Below are 15,232 nucleotides of genomic sequence, written 5' to 3'. Positions count from 1 at the left end.
GTAGTGTCCGCCCATCATGACCGATGCCACCGAGATCCTCGACAAGCCCCTGGCCGATGCGCTGGGCGAGCGTTACCTGTCCTATGCCCTGTCGACCATCGTGTCGCGGTCGCTGCCCGATGTGCGCGACGGGCTGAAGCCGGTGCACCGCCGCCTGCTGTTCGCCATGAGCCAGCTTAAGCTGGAGCCCACCACTCCGCCCAAGAAATCGGCCCGCGTGGTGGGCGACGTCATCGGCAAGTTCCACCCCCATGGCGACGCTTCGGTCTATGACGCGCTCGTACGTCTGGCCCAGGACTTCGCCGCCCGTTATCCCCTGGTCCAGGGCCAGGGCAATTTCGGCAACATCGACGGCGATAACGCCGCCGCCATGCGATACACCGAGGCCCGCCTGACCGAGGTGGCCAAGGCCCTGTTGGACGGCATCGATGAGGACGCGGTCGATTTCCGCGCCACCTACGACGGCGACGGCGAGGAGCCGATGGTGCTGCCGTCGGCCTTCCCCAACCTGCTGGCCAACGGCTCGGCCGGCATCGCCGTGGGCATGGCCACCAGCATCCCGCCGCACAACGCCGGTGAGATCTGCGACGCGCTCAGCCTGATCATCGACCGGGAACTGCTGGTGCCGGAAGACCGCCGCCGGCCGGTGACGGTGGATGAGCTGGTCACCCTGATGCCGGGCCCCGACTTCCCCACCGGCGGCGTGCTGGTGGAAAGCCGCGATGCCGTGCGCGAGGCCTACCGCACCGGCCGCGGCGGCTTCCGCCTGCGCGCCAAGTGGGAAAGCGAGAAGCTGGCCCAGGGCACCTGGCAGATCATCGTCACCCAGATCCCCTACCAGGTGCAGAAGTCGCGCCTGGTGGAGAAGATCGCCGAACTCCTCATGGAGCGTAAGCTGCCCCTGCTGGAGGATGTGCGCGACGAGTCGGCGGAGGATGTGCGGCTGGTGCTGGTGCCCAAGAGCCGCAACGTCGACCCGGCGGTGCTGATGGAACAGCTGTTCCGCAACACCGATCTGGAAGTGAAGATTCCGCTGAACATGAACGTGCTGGACGCCGATCAGGTGCCGCGCGTCATGACCCTGCACGAGGTGCTGCGCGCCTATCTGGACCACCGCAACGTGGTTCTGGTGCGCCGGTCCCGCCACCGCCTGGCCAAGATTGACCACAGGCTGGAGGTGCTGGGCGGTTACCTCATCGCCTACCTGAACCTGGACGAGGTCATCCGCATCATCCGCGAGGAGGATGAGCCCAAGGCCGAGCTGATGCGCGCCTTTGGCCTGACCGACGTGCAGGCGGAAGCCATCCTGAACATGCGCCTGCGCAGCTTGCGCAAGCTGGAAGAGATAGAGATCCGCAAGGAGCATGACAGCCTGACGGCCGAGCGGACGGAACTGCTGTCCCTGCTGGACGACGACGGCAAGCGCTGGTCGGCCATCGCCGCCGAGGTAGCCGCCACCAAGAAGCGCTTCGGCCAGGCGACCGAGCTGGGCGCCCGCCGCACCGCCGTGGGCGACGCCCCCACCGACGTGGTGGTGCCGGTGGAGGCCATGATCGAGCGGGAGTCGGTCACCGTCTTCCTGTCGGAGAAGGGCTGGATCCGCGCCGTGAAGGGCCACCTGCCGCCGGCCGAGACGGCGGAGGCCAAGTACAAGGAGGGCGATGCCGAGCGCTTCGTCCTGCATGCCGAGACGACGGACAAGCTGCTGGTGTTCTCCAGCACCGGCAAATTCCACACCATCGGCGTGGACCGCCTGCCGCGCGGTCGCGGCTTTGGCGAGCCTGTGCGCCTGATGGTGGATCTGGGCGACGCCGACATCATCACCGTGCTGCCCTACCGTGCGGGCAAGCGTCTGCTGGTGGCGTCCAGCGACGGCCGCGGCTTCCAGGTGGACGCGGACGAGGTGGTGGCGCAGACCCGCGCCGGCAAGCAGGTGCTGAACGTGGGCGATGGCGCCACGGCGCTGGCCTGCGTTCCGGTGGAGGGCGACACCATCGCCGTCATCGGCAACAACCGCAAACTGCTGGTCTTCGCCCTGGAGGAATTGCCCGTCATGGTGCGCGGCAAGGGCGTGGCCCTGCAGAAGTACAAGGACGCCAGCCTGTCCGACATCTGCGTGTTCGACGGCGCCAAGGGCCTGTCGTGGAAGATGGGCGGGGCCGGCGACCGCACCCGGGTGGAGACCGACCTGTCACCCTGGCGCGGCGCGCGCGGCACCCAAGGCAAGCTGCCGCCCAACGGCTTCCCCCGCAACAACCGCTTCTGAGCGGCGCGGGGAATTTAGGTATCGTCGTAAAGAAGCCGGGATGGATCATCATCCCGGCTTTTTTACTGCCCGGCATCTTTTGGGGAGACGGGGGAGTTATGATGCCATTGGTTTTTCTGGTGCTGTTCCTGGGGGCGCTGGCGTATTGGGTTTACCGTGACCAAGCGGACTACGCGGCCTTCAAGGCGCTTGAGGACACCCGTGCGCGGCAGGCCTTTTATCGCAAGTGGGTGGTGCTGAGCGCCCTGCTGTTCGGGGGTGGAACCGTGGTGTCGATGGCCTCGCTGGGACGGTTGGCCCAGCTATGGACCTTGCCGCCGGAAGTCGCCGGACTTGCGGATGATGAGTTTTTCGAGCCGGTACGCGAGGTCTTGGCCCATACCGAGTTCCTGATGGGGCTTGGGGCCGCCATGCTGGCCGGCACCCTTATTCCAACCGTGATCCATGCCCTGCAGCAAGGCCGGGGTTCCGCGACGGTTCCCGTGGCCCCTGGCGTAGCAGGGGATATCCAAGCCCTGCTGCCCCGTAATGGCGCGGAGCGGTGGTGGGCCGGACTGCTATCGCTCAATGCCGGCCTGACGGAGGAACTGGCCTTCCGCCTGTTTTTGCCCTTGCTGATCACCCTCGTCACGGGCGATGCCAAAATCGGCTTCATTCTGGCGGGCGTGGTGTTCGGGGTGATGCACCTCTACCAGGGCTGGATAGGTGTATTGGGCACCATGGTGACCGGCGCCTTGCTATCCATTCTTTATCTCGCCAGCGGCGGGTTGCTGGTCCCCATATTGCTGCACATAGCTATCGATCTTTATGCGCTGTTGCTGCGCCCCATGATCGCGGCTTGGTTGACGCGGTGATGGCCCCCGAGGAAATCCCCCGGGGGCCGGGCTGTCACTGCCCCCTGGTCACCATGATCCCGGCGTTGGCCGCCAGGATATAGGCGGTGGTGGTGGCCACCGTGGATTCGTTCTCGAACCACAGGAAGGGCCACGCCACCTTCTGCTCCGGAAAATCCGGCTTGATGACCAGGACGCCGGGCACCATGGCGCCGGGCACGGTGGAATAATCCGCCCGGTTGTGGGTGTAGGCGATCATTTTGGACTCGGTGCCCACCGTCGACACCAGGGACAGGTTTGTCGCCGGATGGCGGCCCAGGACATAGTCCAGGGCGTCCAGGGTGTATTGGGTGCCGATGATGCCGGGGAAGGCCTTGTGCAGCAGGTACATGGTGGTGCCGAACCCGGCCACCTGGCTGCTGCCGGCCCAGGTGCCCATGGCCACGGGCACACCGAAGGGTGTCTTGGCGGCCTCCGCATCTATGGTGGCCTTGGCCTCGATCACCGCCTGGGTCAACTGGGCGCGATAGTCGGCGTCCATGTAGGGCAGGGCCAGCGTGGCGGCACCACCCAGCCAGGCGAAGTGGCGCTTGATGGCAGGCAGCAGGGATTTGAGCTTGGTGGTGTACAGCGGATCGGCGCCCTTGGTCGTGATCACCAGGTCCACCGTCGCGGAAAAGGCGGCCATGTCGAGGATGTCGGCGGTGTTCCAATCGCCCCGTTCCGGCCGGTCCATGCGGTCGGCCGGGTCCTGCTGGTTGGCCCACAGCACCTTGGCCGCGGCCAGGGCCTGGGCGGCCAGATCGGGGTCGATACCGCCCAGCACGCGCGCCGCGCCGGCCAGGGCGCCGGCCAGGTGGTAATCGTCCGCCGGCACGTCGGAGGTGAAGGCCCAGCGGTCGTCGGGTACGCCTGAATAGACGCCGTTGCTCTCGTTGGGGCCCAGCTTGGGGTCATAGATCAGCCGGTCGGTCTGGGAACCGGCGTCGCCCAGGTGCGTGTACTGTTTCAAGGTGGGGTCGATGATGCCGACGATGGCATGGCCGAACACCTTGTACTGGGCCAGCAATTGCAGGGTGCCGTGGCGGATCTGTTGCAGCACGTCGGGCACGCCGTCAGGCTTGCGGATCTCCACCTGGTGCGCGGCCTCGTCGATCGTGTCCTCATCCCACTCCAGGCCGAACAGCTCACGCCCCCATACCAGGTCACGCACCACCCAGGCGTTGTCGGACGTCTGGATGTCGTAGTCGCCGGCGTCCTGCCAGCCGCCCACGTTCAGGCCGGGGATATGCTCGCCCGGCTTGAAGGGCGAGTCGAGGTGCGGCCCCATCTTGTAGCCGTCGAAATGGGTGATGTTGGGCGCCGCCTGGCGGGCATCGTCCATGTGCGACAGGCCCTGCCAGGTACGGTACTGCTCCTTCACCGCCATATGGTCCATCTGCTCCGCCAGATAGGTGTCAAGCGAGGGCTGCCAGATGCGGTCATAGGCGTCGGGCGCGATGCGGAACGGGTTGAACAGGTGCCCGGCGTAGGAGATGGCGTAGATTCCGGGCGTCCGCACGCCCGAGAAATCGAAGGTGGCGTAGTCATAGCGCAGCCACCGGCCCCAGGGCTTGAGGGTCCCCTTCAGCGCCACGGTCCGGCTGCCATCGGCGCCCAGGCGTACCAGCTGGATGTCCTTGGGCGCCTTCATATGCGGGTCCAGTTCCACGGTCGCGACCTTGGCGCGGTCCGGCGTGTAACCGGCCTGGTTGAAGGCGACGACGGGATCGCGCACCCAGTTCTTGATGACGTTGGGATGGACGTGCCAGACGATGGCGTCCGTGGTCTTGCCCGCCGGGATCAGGGCCCGCACCACGAACCAGCCGTTCTGCGCGCGGTTGCGGGCGTCATAAAGCGACAGTGGTGCGGTGTCGGAGGTGATGGCCACGCGCGTCACCGGATCCTCCGGCGACAGCACGAGGGAGGAGCCGCCCGACGCCAGGGGCAGCGGATCGCCCGAGCCATCCTTGGCCATGGGACCGCTGGGGTTGCGCGGGAACAGGCCCGTCGCGTCACCCCCGTTGCCGCTTGCCAGCGCGTAGGTCTTGCCGAAATAGCTGGTGGGAAGGAAATCCAGGCTGAAGGCCGCCTTGCCGACGTACGCGGCCGGCAGCGGCTGGTCCAGGTTCACCGCGACGCGGAAGCCCGTGCCCTCCGGCGTGATGACCAGGCGATAGCTGAAGCCCTGCTCTGGGAAGCTGCTGTACACCGTCAACTGGTCGGGCCCGGGGCCGCGCTCGCGCTTCACGAAGGCGGGAACGGGGTCCCACTGTTCCGGCGTGGGGTTCAGGCGCACCGCGCCATCGGTGGCGATGCGCTCCCCATGCAGGATGATCTGGATGCCGGCGTTCTTCTCATCGCGGAACACCGGATGGAAATGCATCTGGTCAACGATGACGCTGAGGCCCTGCATCTCCAACGTCTCATCGGGGCTGACGGTCAGCCCAGGTGACGCGGTCGGCGGGGCCGCGGCAAGGCAGGATTGGGTGAGCCAAGGCTGAATAGCCAAGGCGGCGGCAAACCAGATGGCCCGCATGGTTGTCCCTCCCGTTAGCGCTAACATTTTTATGTTAACGGTATCATTTTGCCATACTGTGGGGCAAAGCGGGGCTGGACACAAGCCTGTCTGACACGTCTGTTAACCGGAAGAGGACGGGGAACAGGGGACGAGCGGGGGAGGTTGGCGCTGGCGGGTCAGCGGGCGCGCACCGTGATGGTCAGGGTATCGCTGTAAAATCCACCGCGGTGGACGACCTGCCGGGGCAACGTCAGCAGGATGCTGCCGGTCCGCATCTCCGTCTGCGGGTCCAGGCGGTTGATGACCTGCGGCTCGCTCAAGGGGCGGCTATCCACTTGGTCATAGGAAATCGTGTACGGGATCTTGTTGCCGTTGGCATCGACCAGGGCGCCGCCGTTGTTGGACGACAGCACCACCGTATAGCCGGAGGACTCGTTGCAGTGCTCTCCCAGGTCGCCCAGCATGACGTTGCCACCGCCATCGGCGGACAGGGTGGCGTCACCCACCGACACGGAAACGAAGCAGTTGGATTCCACAACCCCCTTCACGGCGATGTTCAGCGCCATCGCCGGCTTCATCGCCAGCAACGCCAGAACCACAGCCAGGAACGCAGGGCGGATGAAACCGCTGACCGCACGCATGGAACGAATGCATCCCTTTCCAAGTGAAGCCAGTACGTCCGCCGCCATGACGGACGTTTCGAAGCACTTCGCAACTCAGCAATAAATATGCCGTTAATTTAACGCCGTTTCGCGCGCGCGACTCGCCGCCGGCGGTGGGCGTCCTTGCCAAATGAAAGGCCGCATTTGCGTTTTGCAACGGGGTTTCGATGGGGGGAGGCTGGGGCGGACGGCAGAAACTACTCAGGTAGCCGGCCCCAAGGGGACCCAACCGTCACGGCCCAAAGCCTCCAGCGGCTGGAAGCGGCGCTTATAGTCCATCTTGCGGCTGCCCTCGATCCAATAGCCGAGATAGACGTGGGGCAATCCCTCCTGCCGCGCTTGCTCCACCAGTGACAGGATCAGCCGGGTGCCCAGGCTGCGATCCGGCAGGTCGGGATTGTAGAAGCTGTAGACGGCGGAAAAGCCGTCATCCAGCCGGTCCGTCAGGATGGCGCCCATCAGAGCCCCGCCGGCATCGCGCAGGGTGTACAGGCGGCTGTCCACCTGGCCCTCCTCGATCATGGCGGCGTAATCGGTCATGCCCATGCGGCTCATGTCGCTATCGCTGTGGCGGGCCGCCTGATAGCTGGCGAAGACCTGGAACTGTTCCGCCGTGGCGCTGGCGGGCTGGACCCCCGGCACCAGGTCGGCGTTGGCGCGCAGGATGCGGCGCATGGTCCGGTTAGGGCTGAAGCCCGCCACGGGAATACGCACCGGGACGCAGGCGGCGCACCCGGCACAGACGGGGCGGTAGACGATGTCGTGGCTGCGGCGGAAGCCGGCGCGTGACAGGGCGGAGTTCACGCCGCTGGCCTGCTGTCCCACCAGGCGGGTGAACAGCTTGCGCTCCATACGCCCCGGGAGGTAGGGGCAGGGCATGGGACCGGAGCGGTAGAACTGCTGCAACGGCCGGGAATGGGGTGGGATGACCGACATCCGCGCCTTTCTTGGACGACTGGTGCCACGGGAAAACGGGAACAGCTGCAGGCCAACTGGACAACAATACCTGATGACGCCTACCGATAAACTTTACCGGGAGATGTAGGGCCATGCCAGAGGCATTCCCTTTCGGGGTAAACGCTCTTTCGCTGGTTCACCTCACCGCCCGCCGCCGCCGGGACGGCTGCTTATCGAGGGGGGCGGGGGCTGTACCGGGGTGCCGGCGGGGGTGGTCGGCATGCCGTCCGGCGTCTTCGCGGCGCCCGGCTTGGTGGCGATATCGCTCAGCGGATGCTCGCGCAGCACGGTGATGCTGATGCGCCGGTTGCGGGGCGACTTGGGATCATCCGGGAACAGCGGGTCACGGTCGGACAGCCCCACCACGGAGGCGATGCGATCCTCCGAAACGCCAGCGGCGGCGAGCGCGCGGCGGGTGGCGTTGGCGCGGTCGGATGACAGTTCCCAGTTGCCATAGGAGCCGGAACCGTTGGCGAACGGGGTGTTGTCGGTGTGTCCGGTGATGGACACTTTGTTGGGCAGCTTGGCCACGGCCTGGGCCACCAGGGACAGCAGCTGCGCCGTTTGGGCGTTCATCTTGGCGCTGCCCGACGGGAACATGGAATAACCGTCCTGGTCCACCAGGTTCAGCCGCTCCCCCTCCGGCGTGCGCTGCATGATGACGTTCTGCTGCAGATCCTTCAGCTCCGGCACCTGCTGGATGGCCTGGCGGACCTCCTTCTCGATTTCCTTGAACTGCTGGTCCTCGTGCTGCGCCAGGGCCTGCTTAAGCTCCTGTTCATCGACCTTGCCGTCGCCGTTCTGGTCCATGTCCAGCCGGCCGTCGCCCGACTTGCTGCCGTCGCTGCGCCCGCCATTGTTGTCGGTGGTGCCGCTGGTCTTGTCGTCCTTGCCGTCGGGCTTGCCCTGGGCCTCGTCCGTCGCATCCTCGACCGACTGGAAGGCGTTGGCCGCCTGGGGGCGGGAGGGCAAGGGTACCGCCACGGAGGTGGGGGAACTGTTGTTCATGGCGGCGCCGTTGACCGTGATGGTCTTGCCGCCCAGCACGCCTCCGGCGCCGCTCTCCTGCTTGGAGGGGGTCGCGGGGCTGAAATAGTCGGCCAAGCCCAGCTTCTGCTCCGCCGTGGTCACGCTCAGCAGCCACAGCAGCAGGAAGAAGGCCATCATGGCGGTGACGAAGTCGGCATAGGCCACCTTCCAGGCGCCGCCGTGGTGCCCGTCGCCGCCCTTGTTCACCTTCTTGATGATGATGGGCGCCTTCTCGTCGCCCCCCGCGCTGGCCAAGCCGCTATCCCCTTATGCCCAAACACATGGACCCGCAGTCTAACCGGGGCCGGGGCCGGCGCGACAGATCCTAAATGGCCGCTCCCGACAATGACCGGCACCGCCGGCCCGCCAGGACGGGCGCCGCATGCGGAACAAATGGTCGCGGCCGCCATATGGTCACGACGCCGGGGCGGGCCAAGGGTAGGCTTTCCCCAAGGGTGGGCTTTCCTGGCACTAGGCCCCATGGTATCGCTTTAACCATGGCGACCATGACCGAACATACCCTTCGGGGTCTCTCCGCCCTGGGCTTCCACCGCCTGGCCTACACGCAATGGCTGCCGGACGGGCAGCCGGGTGCCACCCGCACCATCGTCTGCTGCCATGGCCTGACCCGCAATGGCCGTGACTTCGACGTGCTGGCGGCGGACCTGGCCGACAGCCTGGGGGCTCGGGTGATTTGCCCGGATGTCGTCGGCCGGGGCAAGAGCGGCACGCTGGCCAACCCGGATCTCTATGGTTACCCCCAGTACCTCGCCGACATGGCCGCGCTGATCGCCCGCCTGGACGTGGAGTCGCTGGACTGGGTCGGCACCTCAATGGGCGGCCTGATCGGCATGATCCTGGCGGCGCAGGGCGACAGCCCCATCACCCGCCTGGTGGTGAACGATGTCGGGCCCCTGGTGCCCAAGGCGGCGCTGGAGCGCATTGCCACCTATGTCGGCACCAGCCCGACCTTCCACTCGGTGGAGGAGGTGCAGCGCTATCTCAGCCTGGTCTATGCCCCCTTCGGCGATTTGACGGACGCCCAGTGGCGGCATCTGGCCGACCATGGCTATTGGATGCGGGCTGACGGTACCCTGGGCTTGGCCTACGACACCGGCATCGCCCGCGCTTTCCAGACGCAGCCCATCACCGATGTCGACCTGTGGCCGGTGTGGGGCATGATCCGCTGCCCCGTTCTGGCGATTCGCGGCCTGCAATCCGACCTGCTGACGGCGGAGATCGCCCAGGCGATGACCGAGCGCGGGCCCAAGGCCACGCTGTACGAGGTGGCGGACGCCGGCCATGCCCCGGCGCTGATGGACCCGGCGCAACGGGCGGCCGTGCGCGATTTCCTGCGCTAAGGTGCCTCTCCCGCCGTTACTCCCCGGCTACCCGCCATTCCGGCCCCGCCCGCCCTGGTGGGGGCCGGATCTCCAGACGTTGCGCAACACCCTGCGCCGCCCCTGGCATCCCTTGCCGGCGGGGCAGGCGTTGGCCTTTCCCATGGATGATGGCAGTGGCGACAGCCTGGCCGGAACGCTGCACCGCCCGCCCGACCCGGCGACGGATCGCCCTCTGGTACTGCTGATCCATGGATTGGCGGGGTCGGAGGACAGCCCCTATATCCGCGCCGCCGCCGGCGCGGCGCTGTCCCATGGCCACGCCGTTCTGCGCCTGAACCTGCGCGGCGCGGGTCCCTTCGTTGGTCGCACCCGCCAGCGCTATCACGCCGGCCGCACCGCCGACGTTCGCGCCGTCCTGGCCCATCTGGCGCGGGACCTGCCGGACGTGGCGGCGGCCGGTGTCGTGGTGGTGGGCTATTCCCTGGCCGGGAACATGGTGCTGAAGCTGATGGGGGAAGGGGAGGCGCTGCCGCCCGTGGTGCGCGCCGCCGTGGCGGTGTCCGCCCCCATCGACCTGTCCGCCACCTCCCGTCGGTTCCTGAGGCCGCGCAACCGCCCCTACCACCTGTGGCTGTTGCGTCAGATGAAGGCGGAGACGCTGGCCACGCCGGCCGAGCCCGGAAGTGCGGAGGCTGGCCGCCAGGCGGCCGTGCGCCGCGCCCGCACCATCTATGCGTTCGACAACGATTACGTGGCGCCGGCCAACGGCTGGCGGGACGCGGAGGAGTATTACCGCGTCAACAGCGCCCGGCGCTTCATGTCCGCCATCACCCGCCCCACCCTGGTGATCCATGCGCTGGACGATCCGTGGATCGCGCCGGAGCCCTATCTGGACTTCGACTGGGCGGCGCATCCGGCACTGCTGCCCCTGATCGTGACCAAAGGGGGGCACGTCGGATTCCATGCGGCGCAGGAGAATGGGGGCGCTATTTTAGGTGGTGGATGGCTCGATCGATGCCTGGTGCGTTTTCTGGAAACGCTGGCATGATAGGGGCGCCATAATAAACATTGGGGAGGGTCATTCCCGTGCTGGACCACATTGGCATTTCCGTCGCCGATTTCGCGACCTCCACCGCCTTTTACGATCACGCCCTGGCCCCCTTGGGCATCAGCCGACTGATGAACATCACCGAGGAGATGACCGGCGCCGGCGCTCACGCCGGCTATGGCAGCGAGGGCAAGCCCTACTTCTGGATTGGCACCGGGCGCCGGTTGCAGGGCGGCGCCCTGCACATCTGCTTCGCCGCGGAAGACCGCAAGACGGTCGACGCCTTCCACGCCGCGGCCCTGGCCGCGGGCGGTCGGGACAACGGCGCTCCGGGCCTGCGTCCCCACTATCATCCCAATTATTATGGGGCCTTCATCCTGGACCCGGACGGCCATAACATCGAGGCTGTCTGCCACGATCCCGCCTGAGGGCTGGCGTAATAAGGGACGGGCGCGGAGCGGCGATGTTCCGACCGCGCCCTTCTCTTGTCAGTGCCCGGCCCGCAGCAGGCGGGCGGCGTCGACGGCGCCATAGGTCAGGATGGCGTCGGCGCCCGCACGCCGGAAGGCCAGCAGCGTTTCCAGCAGCGACTTCTCGTAATCCATCCAGCCGTTCTGGGCGGCCGCCTTCATCATGGCGAACTCACCACTGACCTGATAGGCGAAGGTGGGCACGCCGAATTCCGCCTTCACCCGGTGCACGATATCCAGGTAGGGCAGGCCGGGCTTCACCATCACCATGTCGGCGCCTTCCTCCAGGTCCAACTGCACCTCGCGCAGGGCCTCGTTGGTGTTGGCCGAGTCCATCTGATAGGTGCGCTTGTCGCCCTTCAGCAGGCCGCCGGTCTTCACCGCGTCGCGGAAGGGGCCATAGAAGGCGGAGGCGTACTTGGCCGCATAGGCGCAGATGCGGGTCAACTCGTGCCCGCTCTCGTCCAGGGCGTCGCGGATGGCGCCGACGCGGCCGTCCATCATGTCGGACGGGGCGATGATGTCGCAGCCCGCCGCCGCCTGCACCAGCGACTGCTGCACCAGCACGGCCACGGTCTCATCGTTCAGGATGCGGCCGTCGGTGACGATGCCGTCATGGCCATGGCTGGTGTAGGGGTCCAACGCCACGTCGCCCAGGGTGCCGATATCCGGCACTTCGCGCTTGATGGCGCGCAGGGCGCGGCACATCAGGTTGTCGGGGTTGGTCGCCTCGCTGCCCATGGGATCTTTCTGATCCGCCGGCAGACAGGGGAACAGCGCCACGCAGGGGACACCCAGGTCGCGCGCCTCGGCCACTGCCGGCAGCAGCAGGTCGATGCTGAGCCGCTCCACCCCGGGCATGGAAGCCACGGGCTCACGGCAATTCTCACCCTCGACCACGAAGACCGGCCAAATCAGGTCGTCGACCGACAACCGGGTTTCCGCCACCAGCCGGCGCGTCCAGGCGTCGACGCGGTTGCGGCGTGGCCGCTGGCGAGGATCGCCGCCGAAACGGCGGGGCAGGGAGGCATGATCAACCATGGAAGGGCTCCAAGTCCTTGGGACGTTTGGGAATGACGTGGAATATGGATCCGGTGCCGGGAATGCTACGCCCCGGCCTCCCAGCTCTCAAGGCCGGGAACGGTGCCGCGCGCCCGCCCCGGTCAACGCTGACCTGCTAGGAAGGGCTGCCCTGCCGGTAGGGACTGCCCTGCCAGGAAAGATGCGCCCGTCGGACTGGCGTTGGCCGGCGCACCTCCCTATGATCGCCGCCAATCAGCCGACGCCCGCAGGGGTGATCCCATGCGGGCACATGAACGCCCGCCTTATAAGACTGTCAGGGGATGAGGGAATGAACGAGACCGTGGACCAGCCTCATGTCATCTGCACGGTGCGGGGCGCCATCGGCCATGTGCTGCTGAACCGGCCCAAGGCGCTGAACGCCCTGACCCTGGACATGATCCGCGTCATCGATCCGCAGCTGGCCGCCTGGGCCACGGACCCGGCCGTGAAGGCGGTGGTCATCCAGGGGGCGGGCGATCGCGCCTTTTGCGCCGGCGGCGACGTCCGTGCTGTCTGGGACAGCGGCAAGGCCCTGCAGCGCGGCGAGGGGGACGGCGCCGTCGCCCGCGACTTCTTCGGCGAGGAATACCGGCTGAACCGGCGCATCAAGCGCTATCCCAAGCCCTACGTCGCCGTGCTGGACGGCATCACCATGGGCGGTGGCGTGGGGCTGTCGGTGCATGGCAGCCACCGGGTCACGACGGAGAAGACCCTGCTGGCCATGCCGGAGACGGGAATCGGCCTGTTCCCCGACGTGGGCGGCGGCTACTTCCTGTCCCGGATGCCCGGCGAACTGGGCACCTATCTGGCGCTGACGGGCGCCCGGCTGGGGGCCGCCGACGCCGCCTATACCGGCATCGCCACACACCATGTGCCCTCCGCCCAGGTGGAGACGCTGGTGGAGGAACTGGCCGCCGCCAGCTATGGCGACCATCCCGGGGGCACGGTGGACGCGATCCTCGCCCGCCATGCCGCCTTTCCCGGCGAGGCGCCGCTGGCGGCGCACACGCCGTCCATCGACCGTAGCTTCAACGCGGGCACCGTGGAGGAGATCCTGGCCTGCCTTTGCGATGAGACGCAGGGATTCGATGCCGCCTGGGCCTCGGCGACGGTGAAGACCTTGTCGCAGATGTCCCCCACCAGCCTGAAGGTGACGCTGGCGCAATTGCGCCGGGGTGTGGCGATGGAGATCGAGGACGTGCTGGTCATGGAATACCGCATGACGCAGGCCGTGATGGCCGGCCATGATTTTTACGAGGGCATCCGGGCCCAGCTGGTGGACAAGGATCGGCAACCGAAATGGCGGCCGGCCACTCTTAACCATGTTTCCGAGTCTGAGGTGGAACGCCACTTCCAGGTGCCCGCGTCCGGGGATCTTACCTTTACCGAATGACGTACACCTAACCGATAGGTGGGGGAGGCGACACCTCAATGTATCCATACATAAGAAATATCTCGACAAATGGTTGAGTAAACTATCCGTTCGGGGTAGGTCTTCCCCGGTCGTGGTGACAGATTCTGAGATTTTCTTACATTATCGGGTCGATTGCCCGCTGGTGATGCGTTAAAGTCTTGCGCGTGCAATGGAATCTACGTGTGCGCAATGATTCCCGTTGATTTATTTGCCGTCGAACACTTTATGTCGCCGGTTCCGTGTGAAGGAGAGGGCTTTGAAGCAACCTTATTACGACAGCATCCTGTTGATCGAAAGGCTGCATCGGCACTTTCTGGAAGTGCTCAAGGTCGAGCTGGACCGGCAGGGCGTGCAGGACATCAACAATGTCCAGAGCCTGATTCTGTATAATATCGGCGAAGATGAGCTGACGGTGGGTGAGCTGACCGCCCGTGGCTACTACCTCGGGTCGAATGTCTCTTATAACGTCAAGAAGATGCATGAGAATGGGTATCTGACGCAGGAGCGTTCGGCCCATGATCGCCGTTCCGTGCGCGTGCGTCTTTCCGGCAAGGGCATCGCCTTGCGGGACAAGATCAACACCCTGTTCGAACGCCAGGTCGGCGCTTTGGGGGAGGCTGGGCTCTCCGCCGATGAATTGACCAAGGCCAATGACCTGATGCGCAAGCTTGAGCGCTTCTGGACTTCCGCCCTCGACTACACCAACTATCCGGCCAGTTCGGCTGCCTAAGGGGCGGCGTTTACCATCAGGTGGATGGCGGGTGATGGCCGGGGACGGCGAGGTCTATGTCGAATACCACCGGATCGGCCAGATCGTGAAGGCCACGGCCATCGACGCCCAGACGGGCGTCGAGGTGTCGATTCAAGGCCCTGCCAGTTTGCCTCGCGCGCAGCTGGCGCGGGTTGCCATCGCCAAGCTGAAGTATGTCCTGGCCAAAAGACGCAGCAAACCACGCGGCATCCTCGCCTGATCCCCAATATAAAAGCCGCCGGCCCTTTGGGCACGGCGGCTTTTATATTGATCCATCGGACCCAGCCAAAGATGGCTGGGCCGCGGAACCCGGACCTTAGGAGGCGCGACGGCGGGGCTGATCGGACGGAGCCTTGCCCAGACCGATCTTCTTCGCGAACTCCGACCGCTGGGCGGCATAGTTCGGGGCCACCATCGGATAGTCGGCCGGCAGACCCCACTTGGCGCGGTATTCGTCGGGGGTCATGTTGTAGGTGGAGCGCAGATGCCGCTTCAGCATCTTCAGCTTCTTACCATCTTCCAAGCAAACGATGTATTCCGGGGTGACCGACTTGCGGACGGGCACGGCGGGACGCTGCGGCTCGGGCTGGGCTTCGACTTGCGGCGTGTCGAGGCCGGCGAGCGAGCTATAGACCGTGCTGATGATCTCGGGGATCTGCTGGGCCGGAAGGGCATTTTTGCCAACATAGGCAGAAACGATTTCCGACGTCATCCGGAGAAGTTGAGACGCGCGCAGATCGCCGTCCTGTTGTTCAATCATTTCAACTGCCTTGACACATTGGAACGAAGTGCGTGTACCCCTCGCACAGTCATAATGTCATGTCAATGTTAATTCGA

At 66.0% G+C, this 15,232-nt stretch carries 14 protein-coding genes; 8 read left to right on the top strand and 6 right to left on the bottom strand.

What is annotated here, in order from left to right; translation table 11 throughout:
- The first annotated feature begins 16 nt into the window (after nucleotides 1-16).
- Nucleotides 17-2,266: a DNA topoisomerase IV subunit A gene (gene parC, locus FBZ90_RS06990; RefSeq protein ID WP_145730338.1), complete on the top strand. Its 2,250-nt coding sequence runs from the start codon at nucleotides 17-19 to the stop codon at nucleotides 2,264-2,266.
- Nucleotides 2,267-2,385: 119 nt separating this feature from the next.
- Nucleotides 2,386-3,120, top strand: coding sequence for a CPBP family intramembrane glutamic endopeptidase (locus FBZ90_RS06985; RefSeq protein WP_186455645.1), 735 nt, complete (start codon nucleotides 2,386-2,388; stop codon nucleotides 3,118-3,120).
- A 34-nt stretch (nucleotides 3,121-3,154) separates the two neighbouring features.
- Here FBZ90_RS06985 and FBZ90_RS06980 read toward each other — a convergent pair whose 3' ends face one another.
- The 4 genes from FBZ90_RS06980 to FBZ90_RS06965 all read right to left on the bottom strand — a co-directional run bounded on the left by FBZ90_RS06980 (nucleotide 3,155) and on the right by FBZ90_RS06965 (nucleotide 8,562).
- Entirely contained in the window at nucleotides 3,155-5,677 is a 2,523-nt protein-coding gene (locus FBZ90_RS06980) for a glycoside hydrolase family 9 protein (RefSeq protein ID WP_145730334.1), read from the bottom strand.
- 158 nt (nucleotides 5,678-5,835) lie between these two features.
- The gene (locus FBZ90_RS06975) at nucleotides 5,836-6,300 is read right to left on the bottom strand and encodes a hypothetical protein (RefSeq protein WP_145730332.1); all 465 of its coding nucleotides are present in this window, start codon (nucleotides 6,298-6,300) and stop codon (nucleotides 5,836-5,838) included.
- A 222-nt stretch (nucleotides 6,301-6,522) separates the two neighbouring features.
- Entirely contained in the window at nucleotides 6,523-7,257 is a 735-nt protein-coding gene (locus tag FBZ90_RS06970; RefSeq protein ID WP_145730330.1) for an arginyltransferase, read from the bottom strand.
- Between the two features lie 162 nt (nucleotides 7,258-7,419).
- Nucleotides 7,420-8,562, bottom strand: coding sequence for a flagellar motor protein MotB (locus tag FBZ90_RS06965; RefSeq protein WP_145730328.1), 1,143 nt, complete (start codon nucleotides 8,560-8,562; stop codon nucleotides 7,420-7,422).
- A 251-nt stretch (nucleotides 8,563-8,813) separates the two neighbouring features.
- Between FBZ90_RS06965 and FBZ90_RS06960 the strand changes: the two genes are divergently transcribed.
- From FBZ90_RS06960 to FBZ90_RS06950, 3 genes are all read left to right on the top strand, one after another.
- Nucleotides 8,814-9,668 (top strand): alpha/beta fold hydrolase, encoded by an 855-nt coding sequence (locus tag FBZ90_RS06960; RefSeq protein ID WP_246130193.1) that lies wholly within the window; start codon nucleotides 8,814-8,816, stop codon nucleotides 9,666-9,668.
- 79 nt (nucleotides 9,669-9,747) lie between these two features.
- Nucleotides 9,748-10,698, top strand: a complete 951-nt coding sequence (locus FBZ90_RS06955; protein WP_145730324.1) for a YheT family hydrolase — start codon at nucleotides 9,748-9,750, stop codon at nucleotides 10,696-10,698.
- Between the two features lie 38 nt (nucleotides 10,699-10,736).
- A complete protein-coding gene (locus tag FBZ90_RS06950; protein WP_145730322.1) occupies nucleotides 10,737-11,126 on the top strand; it encodes a VOC family protein in 390 nt (129 codons plus the stop codon).
- A gap of 60 nt (nucleotides 11,127-11,186) precedes the next feature.
- On the opposite strand, the gene hemB is transcribed toward FBZ90_RS06950, so the two are convergent.
- Complete coding sequence (gene hemB, locus FBZ90_RS06945; protein WP_145730320.1) at nucleotides 11,187-12,209, bottom strand: porphobilinogen synthase; 1,023 nt, start codon at nucleotides 12,207-12,209, stop codon at nucleotides 11,187-11,189.
- 310 nt (nucleotides 12,210-12,519) lie between these two features.
- Here hemB and FBZ90_RS06940 point away from each other — a divergent pair, with 310 nt between their 5' ends.
- From FBZ90_RS06940 to FBZ90_RS06930, 3 genes are all read left to right on the top strand, one after another.
- A complete protein-coding gene (locus tag FBZ90_RS06940) occupies nucleotides 12,520-13,623 on the top strand; it encodes an enoyl-CoA hydratase/isomerase family protein (RefSeq protein ID WP_145730318.1) in 1,104 nt (367 codons plus the stop codon).
- 277 nt (nucleotides 13,624-13,900) lie between these two features.
- Complete coding sequence (locus FBZ90_RS06935) at nucleotides 13,901-14,374, top strand: MarR family winged helix-turn-helix transcriptional regulator (RefSeq protein WP_145730316.1); 474 nt, start codon at nucleotides 13,901-13,903, stop codon at nucleotides 14,372-14,374.
- Between the two features lie 34 nt (nucleotides 14,375-14,408).
- Nucleotides 14,409-14,615, top strand: coding sequence for a DUF6898 family protein (locus FBZ90_RS06930; protein ID WP_145730314.1), 207 nt, complete (start codon nucleotides 14,409-14,411; stop codon nucleotides 14,613-14,615).
- Between the two features lie 96 nt (nucleotides 14,616-14,711).
- Here FBZ90_RS06930 and FBZ90_RS06925 read toward each other — a convergent pair whose 3' ends face one another.
- On the bottom strand, nucleotides 14,712-15,155 hold the full coding sequence (locus tag FBZ90_RS06925; protein ID WP_145730312.1) for a Ros/MucR family transcriptional regulator: 444 nt from the start codon (nucleotides 15,153-15,155) through the stop codon (nucleotides 14,712-14,714).
- Between the last annotated feature and the right edge of the window lie 77 nt (nucleotides 15,156-15,232).

The sequence above is a fragment of the Nitrospirillum pindoramense genome (genome assembly GCF_007827955.1).
Lineage (GTDB): Bacteria > Pseudomonadota > Alphaproteobacteria > Azospirillales > Azospirillaceae > Nitrospirillum > Nitrospirillum amazonense_B.
The sequence above is the reverse complement of the archived record's forward strand: the minus strand, read 5'-3'. Positions and strand labels throughout refer to the sequence as shown.

What these genes read in the sequence shown, in the direction of transcription:
- parC (WP_145730338.1), top strand. Translation starts at nt 17, where the DNA reads ATGACCGATGCCACCGAGATCCTCGACAAGCCCCTGGCCGATGCGCTG.
- FBZ90_RS06980 (WP_145730334.1), bottom strand. Translation starts at nt 5,677, where the DNA reads ATGCGGGCCATCTGGTTTGCCGCCGCCTTGGCTATTCAGCCTTGGCTC.
- FBZ90_RS06975 (WP_145730332.1), bottom strand. Translation starts at nt 6,300, where the DNA reads ATGCGTGCGGTCAGCGGTTTCATCCGCCCTGCGTTCCTGGCTGTGGTT.
- FBZ90_RS06970 (WP_145730330.1), bottom strand. Translation starts at nt 7,257, where the DNA reads ATGTCGGTCATCCCACCCCATTCCCGGCCGTTGCAGCAGTTCTACCGC.
- FBZ90_RS06960 (WP_246130193.1), top strand. Translation starts at nt 8,814, where the DNA reads ATGACCGAACATACCCTTCGGGGTCTCTCCGCCCTGGGCTTCCACCGC.
- hemB (WP_145730320.1), bottom strand. Translation starts at nt 12,209, where the DNA reads ATGGTTGATCATGCCTCCCTGCCCCGCCGTTTCGGCGGCGATCCTCGC.
- FBZ90_RS06940 (WP_145730318.1), top strand. Translation starts at nt 12,520, where the DNA reads ATGAACGAGACCGTGGACCAGCCTCATGTCATCTGCACGGTGCGGGGC.
- FBZ90_RS06930 (WP_145730314.1), top strand. Translation starts at nt 14,409, where the DNA reads ATGGCCGGGGACGGCGAGGTCTATGTCGAATACCACCGGATCGGCCAG.
- FBZ90_RS06925 (WP_145730312.1), bottom strand. Translation starts at nt 15,155, where the DNA reads ATGATTGAACAACAGGACGGCGATCTGCGCGCGTCTCAACTTCTCCGG.